Source organism: Streptomyces longispororuber (genome assembly GCF_014656095.1).
GTDB classification, from domain to species: Bacteria; Actinomycetota; Actinomycetes; order Streptomycetales; family Streptomycetaceae; genus Streptomyces; species Streptomyces longispororuber.
Map to the genome: position 1 here is coordinate 1 of NZ_BNBT01000154.1, position 20,659 is coordinate 20,659.

The 20,659-nt window shown below is 73.5% G+C and carries 12 protein-coding genes and 1 pseudogene; 6 read left to right on the top strand and 7 right to left on the bottom strand.

From position 1 onward, the window contains the following. Nucleotides 1-505 precede the first annotated feature (505 nt). The 4 genes from IE330_RS31945 (at nt 506) to IE330_RS31960 (ending at nt 7,878) form a co-directional block, all read left to right on the top strand. Nucleotides 506-1,168 (top strand): response regulator transcription factor, encoded by a 663-nt coding sequence (locus IE330_RS31945; protein WP_190139663.1) that lies wholly within the window; start codon nt 506-508, stop codon nt 1,166-1,168. A 78-nt stretch (nt 1,169-1,246) separates the two neighbouring features. Further along, nucleotides 1,247-2,530 (top strand): ribonuclease D, encoded by a 1,284-nt coding sequence (locus IE330_RS31950; RefSeq protein ID WP_190139664.1) that lies wholly within the window; start codon nt 1,247-1,249, stop codon nt 2,528-2,530. Nucleotides 2,531-4,525: 1,995 nt separating this feature from the next. Further along, on the top strand, nt 4,526-5,752 hold the full coding sequence (locus tag IE330_RS31955; protein WP_190139665.1) for a thiolase family protein: 1,227 nt from the start codon (nt 4,526-4,528) through the stop codon (nt 5,750-5,752). Beyond that, a complete protein-coding gene (locus IE330_RS31960; RefSeq protein ID WP_190139666.1) occupies nt 5,749-7,878 on the top strand; it encodes a 3-hydroxyacyl-CoA dehydrogenase NAD-binding domain-containing protein in 2,130 nt (709 codons plus the stop codon). The genes IE330_RS31955 and IE330_RS31960 overlap by 4 nt, the downstream gene beginning before the upstream one ends. Before the next feature lie 106 nt (nt 7,879-7,984). Here the strand turns inward: IE330_RS31960 and IE330_RS31965 are convergent, their stop codons facing one another. Then, complete coding sequence (locus tag IE330_RS31965) at nt 7,985-9,019, bottom strand: PLL family lectin (protein ID WP_190139674.1); 1,035 nt, start codon at nt 9,017-9,019, stop codon at nt 7,985-7,987. 120 nt (nt 9,020-9,139) lie between these two features. On the opposite strand from IE330_RS31965, the gene IE330_RS31970 reads away from it, so the two are divergent. Further along, complete coding sequence (locus tag IE330_RS31970; protein ID WP_190139667.1) at nt 9,140-9,514, top strand: PIN domain-containing protein; 375 nt, start codon at nt 9,140-9,142, stop codon at nt 9,512-9,514. Nucleotides 9,515-11,427: 1,913 nt separating this feature from the next. Here IE330_RS31970 and IE330_RS31975 read toward each other — a convergent pair. From IE330_RS31975 to IE330_RS31995, 5 genes are all read right to left on the bottom strand, one after another. Beyond that, complete coding sequence (locus IE330_RS31975) at nt 11,428-12,507, bottom strand: C40 family peptidase (RefSeq protein WP_190139668.1); 1,080 nt, start codon at nt 12,505-12,507, stop codon at nt 11,428-11,430. Between the two features lie 25 nt (nt 12,508-12,532). Further along, complete coding sequence (locus IE330_RS31980; protein WP_190139669.1) at nt 12,533-13,015, bottom strand: poly-gamma-glutamate biosynthesis protein PgsC/CapC; 483 nt, start codon at nt 13,013-13,015, stop codon at nt 12,533-12,535. Continuing rightward, the gene (gene pgsB / locus IE330_RS31985) at nt 13,012-14,922 is read right to left on the bottom strand and encodes a poly-gamma-glutamate synthase PgsB (RefSeq protein ID WP_190139670.1); all 1,911 of its coding nucleotides are present in this window, start codon (nt 14,920-14,922) and stop codon (nt 13,012-13,014) included. The genes IE330_RS31980 and pgsB overlap by 4 nt, the downstream gene beginning before the upstream one ends. Nucleotides 14,923-14,928: 6 nt before the next feature. Continuing rightward, nucleotides 14,929-17,172, bottom strand: coding sequence for a cache domain-containing protein (locus tag IE330_RS31990; RefSeq protein WP_190139671.1), 2,244 nt, complete (start codon nt 17,170-17,172; stop codon nt 14,929-14,931). A 268-nt stretch (nt 17,173-17,440) separates the two neighbouring features. After that, nucleotides 17,441-18,637 carry a CapA family protein gene (locus IE330_RS31995; protein ID WP_190139672.1) on the bottom strand — a complete coding sequence of 399 codons (1,197 nt, stop codon included), beginning with the start codon at nt 18,635-18,637 and terminating at the stop codon, nt 17,441-17,443. 275 nt (nt 18,638-18,912) lie between these two features. Here IE330_RS31995 and IE330_RS32000 point away from each other — a divergent pair, with 275 nt between their 5' ends. Continuing rightward, nucleotides 18,913-19,776, top strand: a complete 864-nt coding sequence (locus IE330_RS32000) for a hypothetical protein (RefSeq protein ID WP_190139673.1) — start codon at nt 18,913-18,915, stop codon at nt 19,774-19,776. Here the strand turns inward: IE330_RS32000 and IE330_RS32005 are convergent. Then, a pseudogene (locus tag IE330_RS32005) lies at nt 19,745-20,659 on the bottom strand (glycosyltransferase); the annotation flags it as partial. The gene IE330_RS32000 and the pseudogene IE330_RS32005 overlap by 32 nt on opposite strands.

The window sequence follows — 20,659 nt, forward strand, 5'->3', positions numbered from 1 at the left end:
CCGGCGCGAGGTTTGGCCCGGCTCCGGCGCGGGGGTGCGGCCGGGCTCCGGCGTGAGGTTCAGCGCGGCTCCGGCGCGGAGTGCGGCCGCGCTCCGGCTCGGGCCGGTGGGGCTCCGGCGCGGTCCGGTGGGGCTCCGGCGCGGGCTGCGGCCGGGCTCCGGCGTGAGTCGGTGGGGCTCCGGCGCGGGGTCCGGAACCGGCTCCGGCGCGGGCGATGTGCGGGCCGGAGGCCGTGCCGGTCCGTCAGCCGGGGCGCCGCGCCGGTCCGTCGCACGGGGTGGGGGCGCGTGCGCCCGCTTGACGCGCCGCGTGCGCCATACGCCCAGGTGAATCGTCGGATGATCGATCGCATGTCCGAATCGCCCGAATTGTTACTCACCAAATCGTGATCATTTCCTAAAGGCCGAGACAGGAGGTGCCGAAGAGGTCTGTGACCTTGAAACGCACGGTTCGCCCCGGCTTCATCCCCGAGCCGGCCCCGTCCCGCCACCCCCAGGAGGCCTGGTGTCCGTTCTCCTCGAGCAGCCCGCAAGCCTGGTCGCCTACCGCCCGAACAAGCCGACCGCCATGGTCGTCGTGGCCGACCCCCGCGTCCGCTCCACCGTGACCCGCCACCTGTGGGCCCTCGGGGTACGGGACGTCATCGAGGCCTCGTCCATCGCGGAGGCTCGTCCCCGCATCGGCAACCCCCGCGACATCTGCGTCGCGGACGTCCACCTTCCCGACGGCTCCGGCCTCACCCTCCTGTCCGAGACCCGCGCCGCGGGCTGGCCCAACGGGCTCGCCCTCTCCGCCGCCGACGACATCGGCGCCGTGCGCAACGCCCTCGCGGGCGGCGTGAAGGGGTACGTGGTCACCGGCACCCGCACCAACCTCGGCCTGCCCACCCGGCCCGGCGCCGCGCCCATCGGCTCGGCCGCCGCCCGTATGCACCGCCGCCCCCCGGGCGCCCCGAGCCACCCGGGCGGCTACCGCGAGCTGTCGGGCCGCGAGGTGGAGGTCCTGCGGCTCGTCGCCGAGGGCCAGTCGAACAAGGCGATCGGCGTCTCGATGGGCCTGTCGGCGCTGACCGTCAAGAGCCACCTCGCCCGCATCGCCCGCAAGCTCGGGACCGGCGACCGGGCCGGGATGGTAGCGGTGGCCCTGCGCACGGGCATCATCCACTGACTGATTTACACCCCCTGGCCGCCCGTCGACGTAACGTTCCGTCGACGGGCGCCGTCCGTTCACAGATACCCTTGACAGGTGACCGACGCCCAAGAGACCGCAGCAGACAGTTCACTGCGAACCACCGGAGGCGCTCCTCCGGACGAAGGCGTCGCTGGCGTCTCCGTCGACGGGACACCCACCCCCCTGCTCGAACCACGTGACGGCATCCCGCCCGTCGTCGCCGACCCCGCCTCGCTCGCGCAGGTCGTCGCGGCATTTGCCGCCGGTACGGGACCGGTGGCCGTGGACGCCGAGCGCGCCTCCGGCTACCGCTACGGCCAGCGCGCCTACCTCGTCCAGTTGCGCCGCGAAGGCGCGGGGACCGCGCTGATCGACCCCGTCGCCTGCCCCGACCTGTCGGCCCTCGGCGAGGCCCTGGACGGCACCGAGTGGGTGCTGCACGCCGCCACGCAGGACCTGCCGTGCCTGCGGGAAATAGGCATGATTCCGTCGACCGTCTTCGACACGGAGCTGGCCGGACGCCTCGCCGGATTCCCGCGCGTCGGGCTCGGCGCGATGGTCGAGAGCGTCCTCGGCTACGTCCTGGAGAAGGGGCACTCCGCCGTCGACTGGTCGACCCGGCCGCTGCCCGAGCCGTGGCTGCGGTACGCCGCCCTGGACGTGGAGCTCCTCGTCGACCTGCGGGACGCACTGGAGAAGGAGCTCGACCGGCAGGGCAAGCTCGACTGGGCCCGCCAGGAGTTCGACGCCATCGCGAGCGCCCCGCCCGCGCCGCCCCGCAAGGACCCCTGGCGGCGCACCTCCGGCATGCACAAGGTGCGCCGGCGCCGTCAGATGGCGGTCGTACGGGAGCTGTGGACCGCCCGGGACCGGATCGCGCAGCGCCGTGACGTCTCGCCCGGCAAGGTGCTCAGCGACGCCGCGATCGTCGAGGCGGCGCTCGCGCTGCCCGCCAACGTCCACGCCCTGAGCGCGCTGCCCGGGTTCGGGCACCGCATGGGGCGCCGCCAGCTCGAGCAGTGGCAGGCCGCGGTGGAGCGGGCGAAGGCGCTGCCCGAGGCGGAGCTGCCGCAGCCCGGCCAGGCGCTGACCCCGGGGCCGCCGCCCCGGTCCTGGGCGGACCGGGACCCGGCCGCGGCGGCGCGGCTCTCGGCCGCGCGGGCCGCCGTCTCGGAGCTGGCGGAGCGGTTGAACATGCCGCAGGAGAATCTGATCACTCCGGATACGGTGCGGCGGGTGTGCTGGGAGCCTCCGGCTCAGGTGAGCGTGGAGTCGGTCGCGGACGCGCTGGCCGCACACGGCGCCCGCCCCTGGCAAATCGCCCAGGTAACCCCGGCCCTCACCACCGCCCTGACCTGACCGGGCCTCCCCACACCTGGGACCAGGGTGTTCCCCCCGGCCGGGGCTTTCCCCTGCCGGGGCTTTCCCACGGCTGGGACGGGGCCTTCCGACGGCCGGGGCCTTCCCTGCCGGGGCTTGCCCGTGCGGGGCCTTCCCGTGCGGGGGGCCTCCGGGGCTGGCGGGGTCGGGGCGCTCCCTCGGTGGGCCTTCCCGCCCGCCCACCCGGGACGCCCCGGCTTTGCGGGCCGGGCCCCGACGCGGAGCGCCGCACGTGGCGCCCCACCGTGTCCACCGCTACCGCGGCGGATCTTTCCCGCCCGCCCACCCGAAACTCCACGGCTTCGCAGGCCGGGCTCCGACGCGGAGCGCCGCACGTGGCGCCCCACGGTTCGCGCCGCTACCGCGGCGGTTCCTCTCCCACCCACCCACCCGAACCACCCCAGCCTTGCAAGCTCGGCCCGGAGCGAAGCACCGGAGCATGCCCATGCCCTACGGCTCCCACCGGGCGGGGAGGGCGGAAGGCGGGTCCACTCCGCACCGGCGCAACACGGCCACACCCCTGCCCCCGCGCCCCGCTAGGCACGGCGGGTGAACCCCGCACCGGGGCGGGGGCCGGTGGTAGGCCGCCCCGCACAGGCGTGGCGGCCCACCCTGCCCGGCTCCGGGCAACCGCCCCGCACACCGGGACAGCCCGACCCACACCCAGGCGAGGGCAGGAGGTGGGCCCGCCTCGCACCGGCGCAACGCGGCCACTCCCCCGCCCCGGTCATGGGCCAACACCCCGCTGGCGCAACCGATTCGCACAGCACCGCCCAGACTGTGCGGAAGGCGGACACACCGCGGACTCACGCGACGCGTTGCACCCCCAGCCCGCCCGGCTCCGGGCAACCGCCCCGCAGACCGGGACGGCCGGACCCCGCACCCAGGCGGGGGCGGGTGGTGGGGCCACCCCGCACAGGCGCGACGCAGTCACACCCCTGCCCCCGTCGTGGGCCAACGCCCCGCTAGGCGCAACCGGGGGGGCACAGCACCGCCCAGGCCGGAGAAAAGCGGGCCCACCCTGCACTGTGGGGCGCGGCCACACCCCTGCCCCCGCGTCCCGCTCGACACAATGGGTGGGCACAGCGCCCAGGCGGGGGCGGGTAGCGGGCCCACCCCGCACCGGCGCGACGCAGCCACACCCCCGCCCGGCTCGGGCAACCGCCTGGCAGACCGGAACAGCCGGGCCCACACCCAGGCGGGGGCGGGTGGTGGGGCCACCCCGCACAGGCGTGGCGCGGCCACACCCTGCCCGGCTCCGGGCAGCCGCTCCGCACACCGGGACAGCCCTACCCACACCCAGGCAAAGGCGGGAGGCGGGCCGCTCCGGGGGCTTGCGCGGTGCGTTGGCCCTGCTGCTCCGCTCCAGCCAATTGCCTCACACAAGCCGCAACAGGCAGGGCCCGCAGCCCAGCGGGGCGATCACCCCGCAGACCGTGACAGCCAGATCCGGCACCCCGGCGGGGGCGGGCGGGGGGCCCGCCCCGCGCTTGCACGGCGCGTTGCACCTTCACCCCCTCGCTGTGGGCCAAACGCCTCGCACCGCGCACCCGGGAGCGGGAGCTGGGCCCGTCCCCCACCCCTGTGGGCAATCGTCCTGCGGGGCGACAGGGGTCTCCCCTGCTCGAGCGAAGCCGAGAAGCTTGGGGATGGTGGGCACAGCCCCAGTTGCCCCCGGCCGTCCGTTAGGCGAAGCCTTACGTGCAGCCGCGCCGCGAACGGGGGGGAAGCGGGCCCGGCAGGGCAGGAATCGAAGGCCGGGGGGGAACGGGGGACGGTCAAGGCCGGGAGACCGTTGGGCCGGGAGGCCGGGGAAGAGGCCGGGAGGCCGAGGAAGGGGCCGGGAAGGGCCGGGGAGGGTGGGGTATGTGATGCGGGCCTCTTCGGGGCTGCTCTTGGCCTACTAGTTACCGGTAAGTAGCATGGGCCGAGGAAGCGCGCCGCAGGCGCACCGCACCCTGGAGGAGAGCCATCGTGCCTCGTACCGTCAGGGACGTCGTCTTCGTCGACGGCGTCCGCACCCCGTTCGGCAAGGCGGGCCCGAAGGGCATCTACCACGAGACCCGCGCCGACGACATGATCGTGAAGTCGATCCGGGAACTCCTTCGCCGCAACCCGGGCCTGGACCCCGCCAAGATCGACGAGGTCGCCGTCGCCGCCACCACGCAGATCGGCGACCAGGGGCTCACCCTGGGCCGTACGGCCGGGATCCTCGCGGGCCTCCCCCAGTCCGTGCCGGGCTACTCCATCGACCGGATGTGCGCGGGCGCGCTCACCGCCGTGACGACGACCGCGGGGTCGATCGCGTTCGGCGCGTACGACGCCGTGATCGCCGGTGGCGTCGAGCACATGGGCCGCCACCCGATGGGCGAGGGCGTCGACCCGAACCCCCGGTTCGTGAGCGAGAAGCTGGTCGACGAGTCCGCCCTGTTCATGGGCATGACCGCGGAGAACCTGCACGACCGCTACCCCTCCATCACCAAGCTGCGCGCCGACGAGTACGCGGTGCGCTCGCAGGAGAAGGCCGCCAAGGCGTACGCCGACGGCAAGATCCAGGCGGACCTGGTGCCGATCTCGGTGCGCCGGACGAACCCCGAGGGCGGGGAGACCGGCTGGGGCCTCGCCACGCAGGACGAGCCGATGCGTCCGGGCACCACGCTGGAGAACCTCGCGAACCTGAAGACGCCGTTCCGTACGCACGGCCGCGTCACCGCGGGCAACGCCGCCGGTCTCAACGACGGCGCGACCGCCTCGATCATCGCCTCCGAGGACTTCGCCCGCGAGAACGGCCTGCCGGTGAAGATGCGGCTGGTGTCGTACGCCTTCGCGGGCGTCGAGCCGGAGGTCATGGGCTACGGCCCGATCCCGGCCACGGAGAAGGCGCTCGCCAAGGCCGGGCTCGGCATCGGCGACATCGGCCTCTTCGAGATCAACGAGGCCTTCGCCGTCCAGGTGCTCGCCTTCCTGGAGCACTACGGCATCGCCGACGACGACGCGCGCGTCAACCAGTATGGCGGCGCCATCGCCTTCGGCCACCCGCTCGCCTCCTCCGGCGTCCGCCTGATGACGCAGCTCGCGCGGCAGTTCGAGGACCAGCCCGAGGTGCGGTACGGCCTCACCACCATGTGCGTCGGCTTCGGCATGGGCGCCACGGTCATCTGGGAGAACCCGCACCACAAGGACGCCGGAGGCGACAAGTGAGCACCACCACCGAACTGCTGAAGGGTGCGGCCGAGCTGTTCCCGGACGAGGTCGTCACGCAGGCGCACGTACGCCACCTCGACCTGCCGGGCGGCGCCGGGCGCTTCGCGCTCGTCACGCTCGACAACGGCTTCGACCACACCAAGCCGACCACCTTCGGCCCGCAGTCGCTCGCGAACCTGAACGCCGCGATCGACCAGGTCGAGAAGGAGGCCGCGGAGGGCTCGATCGTCGGCGTCGGCATCACCGGCAAGCCGTTCATCTTCGCCGTCGGCGCCGACCTCAAGGGCGTCGAGCTGCTCAAGCGGCACGAGGACGCGCTGGCCATCGGCAAGGGCGGGCACGACGTCTTCAAGCGGCTCTCGGGCCTCGCCGTGCCGACGTTCGCGTACTACAACGGCGCCGCCATGGGCGGTGGCGTCGAGGTCGGTCTGCACTGCACGTACCGGACCGTCTCCAAGGCGCTGCCCGCGTTCTCGCTGCCCGAGGTCTTCCTCGGCCTGGTGCCTGGCTGGGGCGGCTGCACGCTGCTGCCGAACCTGATCGGCGCCGACCGTGCGGTTTCGGTCATCATCGAGAACTCGCTGAACCAGAACAAGCAGCTCAAGGGCCAGCAGGTCTACGAGCTCGGCATCGCCGACGCGCTCTTCGAGGGCGCGGACTTCCTGGAGCAGTCCCTAGTGTGGACCGCCTCCGTCCTCAACGGCGAGACCGAGGTCGTACGCGCCGACGTCGACCGCGGCGAGGCCTGGGACGCGGCGGTCGCGCGCGGCCGCGCCGTCGCGGACTCCAAGGTGCACGGTGCCGCCCCGGCCGCCTACCGCGCCCTGGACATCATCGCGGCCGCGAAGGACGGCGACGCCCAGAAGGGCTTCGACGCCGAGGACACGGCCCTGGCCGACCTCATCATGGGCGGCGAACTGCGCTCCGGCATCTACGCGTTCAACCTCGTGCAGAAGCGCGCCAAGCGCCCGGCCGGCGCCCCGGACAAGAACCTGGCCCGCCCGGTCACCAAGGTCGGCGTCGTCGGCGCCGGCCTGATGGCCTCGCAGCTCGCCCTGCTCTTCCTGCGCCGCCTGGAGGTGCCGGTCGTCCTGACCGACATCGACCAGGAGCGGATCGACAAGGGCGTCGGCTACGTCCACGCCGAGATCGACAAGCTGCTCGGCAAGGGCCGCGTCAACCAGGACAAGGCCAACCGCCTCAAGGCCCTGGTCACCGGCGTCCTGGACAAGGCCGAGGGCTTCTCCGACGCGGACTTCGTCATCGAGGCCGTGTTCGAGGAGATCGGCGTCAAGCAGCAGGTGTTCGCGGAGGTGGAGGCCGTGGCCCCCGCGCACGCGATCCTCGCGACCAACACCTCCTCCCTCTCCGTGACGGAGATGGCGTCGAAGCTGAAGCACCCCGAGCGGGTCGTCGGCTTCCACTTCTTCAACCCGGTCGCGATCCTCCCCCTCCTGGAGATCGTGCGCGGCGAGCAGACCGACGACGCCGCGCTGGCCACGGCCTTCGGTGTCGCCAAGAAGCTGAAGAAGACCGCGGTGCTCGTGAAGGACGCCCCGGCGTTCGTCGTGAACCGCATCCTCACCCGCTTCATGGGCGAGATCCAGAACGTCATCGACGAGGGCACGCCGGTCGACGTGGCCGAGAAGGCCGTCGAGCCGCTGGGCCTGCCGATGTCGCCGCTGGTGCTGCTCGAACTCGTCGGCCCGGCCATCGGCCTGCACGTCTCGGAGACCCTCCACCGGGCCTTCCCGGACCGCTTCACGGTCTCCCCGAACCTGAAGGCCGTCGTCGAGGCGGGCAAGCGCGGCTTCTACGTCTACGACAGCGGCAAGCCGGAGCTGGACCCGGAGGTCGCGGCGCTGCTCAAGCAGGGCGACTCCGTCCTCACCGAGGAGCAGGTCCGCGCCCGCGTCCTGGACGCCGTCGCGCAGGAGATCGGCCTCATGCTGGACGAGGGCGTCGTCGCCGAGGCGCAGGACATCGACCTGTGCCTGATCACCGGCGCCGGCTGGCCCTTCCACCTGGGCGGCATCACGCCGTACCTGGACCGCGAGGGCGTCAGCGAGCGCGTCAACGGCAAGCGGTTCCTGGAGCAGGGCGTCGCCAGCGTCCCCGCGTGAGCGCGAGCTGCTGAACCGAGGGGCACGGCCCGCCCGATGGCGGACCGGGCCCCTTGCCGTACATCGCCGTACGCGGCATACGTCTGTACGGCCATACGTACGCGGGTCAGCCGCTCGTGGCGGCCTGCTGCCACGCCTGGAGCGCGAGGCCCGGCTCGTCCTTGCGGTGGGTCAGGCGCAGGTCGTCGGTGCCGGGCACGAACGACGCGGCGACCACGCGGCCCGCGGCGTCCTCGCCGAGCGCGATCCGCGCGTCCACGGGCAGCGCGGGGCCCGACTCCGTCCACCAGGCGCCCGCCGACTCCAGCTCGGTCGGGTAGGCGGCGAAGGCGATGCGGCCGCTCTCGGCGCGCTGCGCGAGCAACGTGCAGTCGTGGCCGTCGAGTTCGCAGCGCACGGCCGTGACGGGCCCGGGCCCGGCGGCGGGCAGCACCCGTACCGGCTCCTCCTCGCCCCGCCAGGCGCGTACGTCCCCCTGCTCGTCCGTGAAGAACAGCGTGGTGTGCTCGGCGGAGGTGGCGAGGGCGCGCAGGGTGCCGGGGCGGGCGCGGGCCGGGAGCGGCTCGTCGAGGACCGGAACCGTGCCCGGGCCCTCCTGGCGCCAGCGCAGGAGCGCGTCCGGCGTGGCCGCGTACGCCACGACGCGCCCCGACGCGGCGGTGGTGACGGCGAGCGGGCCCTTGACGTCCTTGCCCTTGAGGTCCCGCCAGGGGCCCCAGCCGCCCTTCTCCTTCTGTCCGCGCATGCTGACGCCGCCGCCCCTGTTGGGTACGAAGACGTGGGCGCGGCCCTCGGCGTCGACGGTGACGGCGGGCACGCCCGTGCGGTCGCCCTTCTTGTTCGGGTGGCCGAGCGGGCTCCAGTCGAGGGCGGCGAGGTGCGGCTGGAAGTGCGTGGCGTGCACCAGGCCCGACTCGCCGGGGACGGTGGGGCGCCACGAGACGAGGTGGACGTAGGTGTCGGCGCCCTGGCCGACGGCGAGCAGCGGGTGCACGCGCTGGTCCCCGCCGACGACGCGGGGGGCGGTCCAGGGGCCGCCGGGGAAGCGTTCGGTGCGGCACTCCACGGTGTCGCCCCGCGGGCCGAAGGCGTAGGCGCAGAGCCTGCCGTCGCGTCCGCGTATGAGCCAGTCGCCGTTCACGGCCGAGGAGGTGGGGGCTGGAGGCATGCGGCGTTTCCGGGGCGTGGGGTGGGTTGCGGTGCCACCCACTTTAGTCGGCGGCGGGCGGGGCGCCCCACCCGGGCGTGCGACCCTTGCCGCATGGAGAGAGTGACCCTCGTGGTGGATGCCGCGAATGTGGTGGGTTCCGTGCCGGACGGGTGGTGGCGGGACCGGAAGGGGGCGGCGGAGCGGTTGCGGGACCGGCTGGTGCCGGTCGCCTCCGGCGGGCTTCCCGGGGTGCCGGGGCCCTTGGACGTGGTGCTGGTGGTGGAGGGGCAGGCGCGGGGGGTGGCCCCGGTGCCCGGGGTCCGGGTCGAGGCGGCGCCCGCGAGCGGCGACGACCGCATCGTGGAACTCGTCGCCGGGACACCCGCCCCCTGCGTGGTCGTCACGGCCGACCGCGGCCTGCGCGCCCGCGTCACCCCCCTGGGAGCCACCTGCCTGGGCCCCCGCGCGGTACACCCACCCCGATAACCCACCCCGCCCGCCCCCCGGTCCCTGCCTGGCGCATGCCACAGAACACCGGAGCTGAGTCGCCCCGACCCGGGCAGGGCACCGGCCCGGCCCGGACACCGGAGCTGCCGCACCCCGGCCCACACGGCACGCCCGGTCCCACCCCCCACCCCTGCCCCGGCTTCAACCCGCGCGGCGCAAACCAAAACCACAAGGCGGGAAACTGCTGCGCCCCGGCCTGAACAGCCGCCCGGGCACTGTGCCCACCCGGCGGCACGAACCCCCCAGCGGAAGGCACGCGAGGGCGGGTCCCGGTCCGCGCTACACGCGCGGCCCCACCACCCGCTCCCGCCCGGGACCGGACCCGCGCGGCGCAGCTCCCAGGCATCCAAGCTACTGCGCCGGGGCTGAACGGTTGCTCGGTTACTCAGCACCGTGGCGTTGTGCCCCCTTTACCCAAGCTCCCAGCTCCGCTCGATCAGGAGCCCCGGCAGCAAGGACGATGCACGCGCCCCGGCCCCCACCACACGCCCGGCCCCACCACCCGCCCCCGGCCCGGCGCTGTGCAGGCGCTGTGCCCGGCACCCAGGCACTGTGCCTGGTTGCGCCCAGCGGCACGAATACCCGCAGCGAAGAACGGCGCGGGCACGCGAGCCCCTGGCCCACACCGCACACGCAGTCCCACCACCCGCCCCCACCCCGGCCCGAACAGTTGCTCAGCACATAGGCACTGCGCCCACCCTTCCCCAAGCTCCCGCCGTGCCGGGCGGGCGACGCCGGGAGGCATGGGTGGGCGAGAGAACCCGTCACGACAGCGGCGGGCATTTTGAGGCACCACGGGCGGCGCTCCGCGTCCGGGCTCGGCAGGCAACACCGCGGGCGTTTCGGGCGGGTGGGTGAGAGCGCGGTAGCGGTGAGCCTGTGGGGCGCCACGGGCGGCGCTTCGCGGCGGGGCCGGGCGGGCACAGCCCGGTGGCACGGGTGGGTGGGTGAGCGGGAGAACCCGTCGCGGCAACGGCGGGTGGCGTGGGACACCACGCGCCGGGGCCCGGCAGGCAATGCCGGACGTTACGGGCGGGTTGGGGAAACCCACCACGGCACCATGGGGCGCCACAGGCGGGTCCGGCGGGCGACGCCAGGGGGCGGGAGAGCCCGCCGCGGCAGCGGCAGGCCTGTGAAGCACCACGGGAGGGCCGGGCGGACACAGCCCGGTGGCACGGACGGATGGGTGGGGAAGCCGCCGCAGTGGCGGCAGGGCGGCCTGGGGCACCACGCGCGGCGCATCGCGCCCGGGCTCAGCAAGCAACACCAGGTAGCGGGTGCGAAAACCCGCAGCGGTAGCGGCAAACAGCATGGGGCACCACGGGCGGCACTTCCCGGCGGGCACAGCCCGTTGGCACGGGCAGGTGAGAGAACCCCGCCGCAGCGGCGGGAGCCTGGGGCACCACGCACGGCGCTCCGCGTCCAGGCTCAGCAGGCAACACCAGGTAGCACGGGCGGAAGGGTGCGAAAACCCCCTGCGGTAGCGGTGGACAGCATGGGGCACCACGGGCGGCGGTTCGCGGCGAGGCCCCGGGGGGCACAGCCCGTTGGCACGGGCGGGTGGGGAGACCCCGCCTCAGCGGCGGGGTGGCGTCGGGCGCCAGGCGCGGCGCTCCGCGTCGAGGCCGCGGGCGCAGGCGGAGTGCCACGGGTGGGCGGGCGGAACGCCGCCGCGGTAGCGGCGGGGGGGCGTGGGGCACCAGGGACAGCGCTCCGCGTCGGGGCCGGGCGGGCGCAGCCGGGGAGCCACGGGTGGGCGGGCGGGAAAGCCGCCGCGGTAGCGGCGGAGGGGCGTGGGGCGTCACGGGCGGCGCTTCGCGTCGGGGCCGGGCAGGCGCAGCCCGGTGGCACGGGTGGGCGGGTGGGCCGGGAGGGCCCGCCCGCCCCGCCGGTCACAGGCGCTTCGCGCTGCGCAACCCCACCGCGTAATACCCGTTCCCGTCCAACCGCGACGTCCCCCCCTTGTCCCCGATGGTCGGCCCGTCCTCCTCCTCGCGGCTGGAGATGAAGATCTTGTGCCCCTCGGCGTCGTGGCCGAGGAAGATCCCCACGTGGTCCAGGCGCTCCTTCGTACGGGCGTCCAGCTTGAAGAAGACCAGGTCCCCGGGCTGGACCACGTCGATGGTCTTGGGCCGGTCGGCCGGGCCGAGGCCCACCCCGTCGAGCTTGATGACCTCCGTGCCGGCCTTCCCGCGCGCCATGCCGTTGGCCGTGCGCGGCAGCCCGTCACCGGAGCTGTCGGTCGCCATCAGCGGGTACCGGGCGCGGTAGCCGAAGACGGTGCGGATGAAGCCGGAGCAGTCGATGGCCCGGGCGCGCTTGGCCTCGGGCTGGATCGTGGTGCCGTCGCGGAAGGTGTAGGGGATGCCGAGGTAGTCGTAGAAGTCGGACTGCTCCTCGCGCAGGTCGTTGCCCTCGCTGCCGTTGGGGTTCAGCGGGCCGAAGCTGGCGTCCCCGCGGTAGGCGATGCCCTCGTCGTCCTTCTTGATGGGCGCGCCCTCCACGTACTGGAAGGCGATGGCGAAGATGTCGTCCTCCTCGCTGCCCGCGTACTGCTTGTACCAGTCCTTGAACCACTTCTCCTTCTCCGCGCCCTTGCGCCAGGTCTCCGGCATCAGCCGGACCCAGTCGTCGGTGACGACGCGGGACTTGGTGTTGGCGGGTTCGGCGAAGGTGCGGCTCGGGCCGGAGAGCGTCGCGGTGCGGGCGCCGTCGGTGAAGGTGGCGAGGACCTTGCCGCCCTCGGTGCGCAGCACGGAGCGGTCGGGGTTGCGCAGCCGCTCCCAGGTCTGCTTGCCGCCCTGTGGCGACGCGCCGTTCTCCAGACGGCCGGGGCTGTCGGTGACGGCCTGCACCTCGGGCGACTTGTCCTGTTCGTCCTTGCGCAGCTCGACGGTCAGGTAGGCGCTGCCGGCCAGCAGGGCGAGCACGGTGGCGGCGTGGATGGCGGGGCGCTTCTTCTTGGGCGGCATGTGTGGCTCCGGTGGGTCGGGCCGGTCAGGCGGACGGCATGAAGCCGAGAAGGATCCCGGCGGTGAGGACGACGTAGGCCATGAGGGTCACCGAGCCCGTGGCGAGCAGGGTGGGGCCCTTGGGCTGGCGCACGAGCTGGTAGGCGATCAGGCCGGGCACGATGAAGCCGAGGGTCTGGTTGCTGTACATCAGCGGGAACTCGATCGAGAGCACGATCATCACGGTGGCCTGGAGCACCACGCCGGTGAGCACCACCGCGGCGAACAGGCGCTTGCCGTAGAGGATCACGAAGCGCTGCATGAGGAGCGTGCAGACGTACGTCAGGACGGTGACGCCGACGACCATGGCGGCGCGCTGGAGGTCCTCGACGAGGGTCAGCGCGAGCCAGCCCGGGGTGATCATGCCGCCGGGCGACAGGTTGGTCGTCAGGTAGCAGACCAAGGAGAAGAGCAGCCCGAGCGCGATGCCGACCGCGGCGATCTCGGGGGTGAGGACGGAGGGGATCAACGGGGCTCTCCTGGGCTGTGCCACTGCTGGTTGTCGTCGGCGGCGGGCTGGGCGGGCGGGACACGCGGCTCGAACAGGCCGCGGGAGTGGTGCTGTCGGGACTCCGCAGGGGCGCCCGGCGCGGGGTGCTCCTGGGGCGGGTACGCCTCGTAGCCGGGCGCGCCCTGGTGCTCGTACGCCCCGGGCTGGTCGTACGCGCCGTGCTGCTGGTCGTACGAGCCGCCGGGCTGGTCGTACGCGCCACCGTGCTGGTCGTACGAGCCCTGCTGGTGCGCGCCCTGCGGGTCGTACGAGCCCTGCTGGTGCGCGCCGTTCCGGCCGTACGAGCCCTGCTGGCCGTAGGCCCCCTGCTGCTCGTACGAGCCGTGCTGGTCGTACGACGCGTAGGAGCCCTGCGACGCCGCGTACGGGTCCTGGCCGTGCTGGTGGTGCTGGTTGTGCTGGTGGTGCTGACCGTGCCCGCCCTGCTGGTCCGCGTAGCCCTGGGCAGCGTACTGGTCGTGGCTCCCCTGCGTCCCGTACGACGGGTACGCGCCGTACGACTGGTCGGCGGCGCGCTGCGCCGGGACCGGGGTGAGCTGGGGCGCGGGCGCGTAGCGGTTCTCGTACGCCTCCGAGTAGTGCTGGTACGGGTCCAGGTGCGGCTCGTACAGCGGCGTGGACTGGGTCTGCTCGGGCGCGCTCTCGCCGGCCCCGGCCGCCGGGGCGGGCGCGGGCTCCTCGCTCTCGTCGGCGGGGAGTTCGGCGAGGTGCTCCAGGAGCAGCTCGCCCTGGCCGTGGATGTTGCCGATGGCGACGAGCGAGGAGTTCTCGCCGAGCTGGCCGAGCAACTGGCCCATGAACTCCTCGGGGTCGCGCCGGTCGCCGCCGAGGTCGACGGCGCGGGAGCGCCACTCGGTGGGGATGGCGTCGATGGCGCTCTTGGCGGGGTGGCCGATGACGAAGACCTTGTCCGGCTGGAGGTCGGGGATGATCTCGCCCATCTGGCCGTTGCGCTCGACGCGGTCGGGGCGGCAGTTGATGACGACGTTCAGCGGCCGGTGGATGGCGCCGAGGTCGAGGAGCTGGTTGATGTTCATCAGCGTCGACTCGGGGTCGTTGGCCGCGAAGACGTTGGCGAAGCGGAGCTTCTTGCCGTCCTCGGTGACGTACCGCTCGACGGAGAGGACACCGGGGTCCGGCGGGGCGTCGTACATGCCCTGGAGGGCGACGTCGCGGCCGACGCCGAGGAGTTCGGCGACCTTCAGGGCGATGGCCACGTTCTCCTTGAACGTGAACCAACTGAAGCCGCGCAGCTCCTCGTCGGTGACGGTCTCCGGGTCGGCGTAGATCAGCTCGCAGTTCCGGGCGTCCGCCTCCTGCTTGAGGATGTCGAAGCGGTCCTTCTCGGCGGTGACGCAGATGCCGTTCTCCGGCATGGAGCGGGACAGGGAGCGGGCGACGTCGTCGAGGGTGGGGCCCATCTCGGCGAGGTGGTCCTCACGGACGTTGCAGAGCACGCCGATGGTGGAGCGGATCAGCTTGGACTGGTTGATCTCCTGGAGCGCGGGCATGACCGCCATGCACTCGATGACCAGCGCGTCCGGGTTGTACGCCGCAGCGCGGCGCACGATGCCGATCTGCTCCACGACGTTGGCGATGCCGAACTTGCGGTAGACCGGCTCCTCGGTGGCGTCCGGGTGGATGAACCGGGCGGCCGTGCCGGTGGTCTTGGCGACGGTGACCAGGTCGCCGCCGCGCAGCGCGCCCGCGCACAGGCGGGTGATGGAGCTCTTGCCGCGGATGCCGTTGACCAGCACCCGCGACGGTATGTGCTCCAGGTTCGTGAAGTGCCGCCGCTGCTCGATCACGCCGGCGACCAGCAGCACGGCGCAGCACACCACGAGGACGGTGTAGAGGAAGTACACGGCGGTTCAGTTCCTTCCGGCGAGACCGGCCGGGGCGCCGTCCCGCTTGCGCTGCGAGCCCAGTTGCTGCCTGATGAGCTCCAGGCTGCGGGTGACGGCACCGACCTCGTCGTGGTGGACCGGGTAGAGGACGGTGCGGCGGTCGCCGTCGGCGAGCTTCTCGGCCTGGTCGGCGAGGAGCCGCAGCGGGCGGACGACGATGATGTGCAGCCAGCCCAGGCACGCGGCGGCGGCGGTGGCCCCGAGCATGCCCGCGAGGACCGTGCGGTTCTGCAGGGTGTACTCGGGGATGGCGAGCCCGGACGCCGACTGCCAGGTCACCACGGTCCAGCCGACCGGCGCGGCGGCGCCGCTGCCGGCGAACGGCGAGGCGGCGGCGATCTCGATGTCGTCGCCGTCGCGGTACAGCACGCCGCTGGGCCGCGGGTTGGCGCCGACCTTCTGGCGGGCGCTCTCGACGAGGCCGTCGAGGCGGCCGCTGGGCAGGCCCTGGAACTCGCGGTAGCCGGTGTTGCCTCCGATGATCTTGCGGTCCTTGTCGACGACGCGGACCGCGCCGAGGCCCGGGCGCTTGAGCAGCGAGTTCAGGAAGTCGATGCGGAACTCGCCGACCACGGCGGCGCCGTCGCGGCCCTGCACCTCGGCGGTGCCGATGATCACCGGCTCCTTGCCGCCGTCGTCCTCGACGCGGATCGGTTCCCGGATGGAGGGCTTCTCCCCGGCGGCGCGCGGGTCCGAGCCCGCCTTGGAGAGGACCCGGCCGCTCTTGTCGAGGACGTACAGCGCCCGGTACCGGCTGTGCTGGTGCAGGGTGCTGTCCAGGACCTTGCCCATCTGCGCCGGCTCGGTGCCGGTGCCGATGAGGGAGGCGACGGAGGTGAGGTCGGCGTGGCCCTCGTTGAGGGCGCGGCGGACCCGGTCGGAGATGGTGTCGGTGCGCTCGCGCTGGTCGTTGACGAGCTGCTGCGGCACCTGGACGTCGCCCCCGGGGCGGTTGAGGAGCAGCAGCAGCGGCGCCGACCACAGCAGCAGGAGCACGCCGGAGACCGCGACGAGGGTACGGGCGCCGAAGTTCCGGCGGCCGCCCTTGCCGCCCTTGGGGGCCCTGCCGGGCTCGGCCGGCTCGCCGAGGAGCTGGCGGCGCAGCCGCTCCAGGGCCCGGCCGATGCGGGCCGCCTCGCCGTACTTGGGCACGGTCACCGGGCGGCCGAGGTCGCCGCGGGTGAGCCGGCGGCTCTCCAGGAACAGGCGGATCAGCGGGCGCTGCACGGTCCGCAGCAGCAGGAAGATGGTCGCACCGCCGATGAGGAGCAGGGCCCCGGCGGCGATCAGGCCGAAGGCGGAGCCCTCGACGCGCTTCTCGTCCTCGGTGACGGGCACCATCGCGACGACGCTGAGGCCGAGGCCGGTGGCGACGGTGGCCTCGCCCGCCTCGGGCGGCGCGAGCGAGGCGTAGCCGCCGACGGCCCGCTCGCCGAGGAAGCGCTCGCCGATGAGGTGGCCGCTGACGCCCTTGTAGCCGCCGGAGCCGGGCTCCTTGGCGCGCAGCGGGTGCTGGCGGGACTTCTTGGCGGCGATCTGCGCGAAGGCCTTGATCTGCTTGTTGGCCTGCGCGACCTCGCTGCGCTCGGTGGGCCCGTTGACCTGCTCGGGCTCGGGGATGCCGTCGGTGCTCAGGATGTGGCCGTCGTGGCCGACGACGGCGATGGAGCGGAACTCGCCGAGGCTGATGCCGGGGAAGCGCAGGCTGCTGGAGGCGACGAGCAGTTGCTGCGGCTGCCCCTTCCAGGCGAGCACGGCGAAGGCGAGCAGCCGGGTCTCGCCGTTCTCCAGGCGGACCATGCGCGGCTGGAGGCCGTCCTCGTCCTTGAGCTTGGAGCGGTCGATGGCGGCCAGCGGCACGTTCTCGCCGCGCGCGGCGAGCAGCTTGCCGGAGCGGATCTCGACGACGGCGGTGCCCATCCACTTCTGGTACACGCTGCTGATCTTGTCGAGCACGGCGTCGGGCGCCACCGGGTCACCGCCGTTGAACAGGCCGGCGGTGCGCGTCAGGTCGGTGACGGATTCGTCGATGGAGGCGCGCAGGGCGATGGCGCCGTCCTCGGCGAAGTGTTGCTGGGACTGCTTGACGGCTTTCGGTACGGCGTCCTGGCCGACACGACCGAGCGTGAGGGCGGTGACGCCCGCCAGGGCGAGGAGCAGGACCGACAGCACGGCGATCGGGGGGCGGATGCCTCCGATGAGTGACATGTCGGTCCTTCGGCGGACCTTGTGCCGCCGCTTCGTGGACGAAGCGGCCAAGGGGGTGCTCCTCTCCTGGAGTGACACGGTGTGGTGACACGGCGTACGGATATCGCCCCGTGGCGTGAAAGAGCACACAGCGCGATCGGAATGTCATGACCCATGGCGGGCCCGGATGGATGTACGAGAACGACGAGATGTGAGCTACATCAAAGATCCACTCACAGCGCGGCGCCAGGGGGCTTCACGCTGTTCATCCGCGGTTCTCCGGAACGTTTCAGTCCGGCAGTTTCTGGAGCGGGGCGAGCCCGTCCTGTCCTGCCCCGCGGTTGAGCAGCGTGCCCTCGGTGCGCTCGAAGGCGACCTTGTAGCGCGAACGCCGCTCCCCGCCGACGTCCTTGCCGTCGCGCAGCGTGGCCGCGACGTCGAGGAGGCGGTAGTCCTGCACGGCGCCCTTGGGCACCTTCCCGGCCTCGTCGGGGTCCGGCGGGATCTCCACGAACGTCGGTACGTACTTGGCGTCGACGTCCCAGCCGCCGTCGCGCTTGGTGAACTCGAACCAGCCGATGACGCCTTCCTCGGTCAGACCGCTGGGCCGCTCGTGGCGGGCGATCTGGTTGCCGAGCCCGTAGGCGATCCAGGTGTCGCCGATCTTCTCCATCGGCTGCACGACGTGGGCGTGGTGACCGATCACCAGGTTGATGCCGGTCTCCTTGGCGATCCTGCGGGCCAGCTCGACCTGGGGGGCACCGGCGTTGGGCTGGTACTCCTTGCCCCAGTGGATGCTCAGGATCACGACCTCGGCGCCCGCGGCGCGGGCCTGCTTCTCGGCCGCGGCGATGGCGTCGAAGTCGGTCAGGTTGGCGATCCACGGCTTGCCCTTGGGGACCTCGTGGCCGTTCCAGTTGAGGGCGTAGGAGAGCTGCGCGACCTTCACGCCCTTGACGTTGGTGATCAGCGGCTTCTTGGAGTCGGCGGCGCTGCGGTACGAGCCGGTGTGCTCAAGGCCCGTCCGGTCCAGCCGGTCCAGGGTCCGGTTGACGCCCTCGACGCCGTGGTCGAGCGTGTGGTTCGAGGCCGTGGAGCACTGGTCGTAGCCGATGTCCTTGATCGTGGTGGTGATCTGCGGCGGCACCACGAAGTCCGGGAAGCCCTGGAAGGGGCCCTGCGGCGTCCCGAGGACCGGCTCCAGGTGGCAGATGCCGAGGTCGGCCTTGCTGATGACGGGCTTGATCCCGGCCATCATCGGGCCGAAGTCGAGGCCGTGCTCGCCCTTGCCGGTCCGCTTGGCGTCCTTGCGGGCCTGCTCGGTGAGCTGGGGGTGGATGAGGATGTCGCCCGCGGCGGCGACGGTGAAGGTGGGATCGCCGGAGGCCTCGTCGGAGTCGCCCCCGAAGGGGCCGCACGCGGTGCCCGCGAGGAGGACGAGCGAGGCTGCGCAGACCGGTATGAGCCTGCGGGAGGGACGTGTCATCACGAGGATATCTTTATACAACCATGACTCCCCCTCCAATTCGGTCGATAACGAGTGCAAATCAATACCGGGTTCGTGGCAACCGTCCGGCGCGTCGGGCCCGGCCCGTCCGCCGGACCCGGCGGACCCGTCGGACCCTCGGCGGGCTCGCCCTCGCACTCGCCGGCGTCCTGGGCCTCACGCAGTGCGGCTCGCCGGACGCGGACCGGGAGCGCCCCGCCGCGTCGGCCGAGCACCCGCCGCGCGAGCGGCCCACCCGCGCGCCCTCGCCGTCGGTGCCGGACAGCCGCCCCACCGACGCCGACGGCAGCGACGAGGAGGACCTGCTGCGGCTGGTCGCCGACTACACGTCCGACTTCGCCGAGGGCCGCGGCTACCGGCGCCCCTCGTACCGTGAGCGCCGCACGGTCGCCGACGGCGTCGCGCTGCTCGTCGACCGCGAGCGCCGGCGCGCCGAGCGCCGCCTGAACGACGTGGACTTCGAGGTGCGGACGATCACCGACGCCGCCACCGGCAGGCGCTACGCGGAGGTCGCCGACCGCACCGACCACGCCGCGGCGCCGCGCGGCTGGGGGCGTGTGTACGTGGACCTCGACTCCCGGGTGCGCTGGACCGCGCAGGTGCCGCACCCGGTCGCCGACCGGGACACCGAGCAGCTCGGGGCCCAGCTCATGCGCCGCGCGCCCGGCGGCGTCCTGATCATCGCGGGCGCACATCGCAAATCCGGCTCCGGGGACGAGGCGGACGTGGCGCACCGCCGGAACAGCGTGTTCCACGCCATCTGCGACGAGTTGGCGGCACGCGGCCTGCCCGGCATCCAGATCCATGGCATGGCGGACGACTCGGCCCCCGACCACGACGTCGTCGCCTCCACCGGCAAGGGCCGCGAGGCCCTCACCGAGGGCCGCGACCTCGCGGACGCGCTGCGCCGCCGCGGCTACGAGGTCTGCCGTGCCTGGGCCCGCTCCTGCCCCCTTGAAGGCCGCAAGAACGTTCAGGGTCGCAACGCCACCGCCCAGGACACCGAGTTCCTGCACGTGGAGTTCGCCCCGAAGATGCGGGAGCAGCGCAAGCACCGGCGGGCCGCGGTGGCCGCCCTGGCGGAGGTCACCCGCGACTGGCGGCGCTCGCGTTCGTAGCGGGTCCCGAGGGCGCCCACGGTCGGCCCGGTTCCCAGGAGCGCTCGTACACCACCGCCCCGCCGACCCGCCCCACCGGCTCGTACCCGCCGCGCAGCACCCGCTGGAAGCCCGGCACCCGCTTCGGCCCGTACGGCTTGCCGCGGGAGTCGTCGACGACGAGGGCGGGCGGGCGCCGCGCCAGCTCCGCCCGGAAGACGTCCCAGGCGCCCGCCACCGCGTACTTCTCGCCGACCCGGGGACCGCTGCGGCCGCCGCTGTAGTTGGTCAGGAGCCCGGCCGTCAGATAGCGGCTCGCGGGGGTGCGGTCGGCGAGCCAGTACGTCTCGGGGTGCATGCCCCACAGCAGGACGCGGTCGCCGGGCTCCGTGCGCGCCCGCACCTCCCGGGCGAGCCGCTCGGCGTGGTCCAGCTCGGGGCGCGGGGTGAGCAGCCCCCAGGCCACGAAGAGGGAGCAGGCGCAGGCGGAGGCGAGGACCGCCCGGGCCGTGCGCTCGCCGGGCAGGACCTGCAGCGCCGCCGTGCCGAGCAGGGCGAGCGGCGGGGTGAGTTGCAGGAAGTAGTGGCCGAAGAAGTGGAGGCCGAGCGCGACGGCGGCCGCCGAGGCGCTGAGCCACAGCCACAGGTCCGCGGCCCCGGTCCGCGCCACGCGCAGCGCCCGCACCACCGGCGGCAGCAGGCCCGCGCAGGCCACGGCCAGGAGCAGCGTGTTGGCCGTACCGCGCAGCAGGACGTGGAGTTCGGAACCGGTGAAGGAGGCGTACGCGCCCGAGCCCGTGACCGTCCAGAAGACGAAGCCGGCGGGCGTGGTCGCGAGGGCCGCCGCGAGCACGAGCGCGCCCTCGCCGGCGGCGAGCGGCAGCGGCTCGCGCCGCCGCCCGGA

Bases quoted from the DNA above. Each gene is read 5' to 3' on its own strand.
- IE330_RS31970 (WP_190139667.1), top strand. From the start codon at position 9,140: ATGGAGAGAGTGACCCTCGTGGTGGATGCCGCGAATGTGGTGGGTTCC.
- IE330_RS31975 (WP_190139668.1), bottom strand. From the start codon at position 12,507: ATGCCGCCCAAGAAGAAGCGCCCCGCCATCCACGCCGCCACCGTGCTC.
- IE330_RS31990 (WP_190139671.1), bottom strand. From the start codon at position 17,172: ATGTCACTCATCGGAGGCATCCGCCCCCCGATCGCCGTGCTGTCGGTC.
- IE330_RS31995 (WP_190139672.1), bottom strand. From the start codon at position 18,637: ATGACACGTCCCTCCCGCAGGCTCATACCGGTCTGCGCAGCCTCGCTC.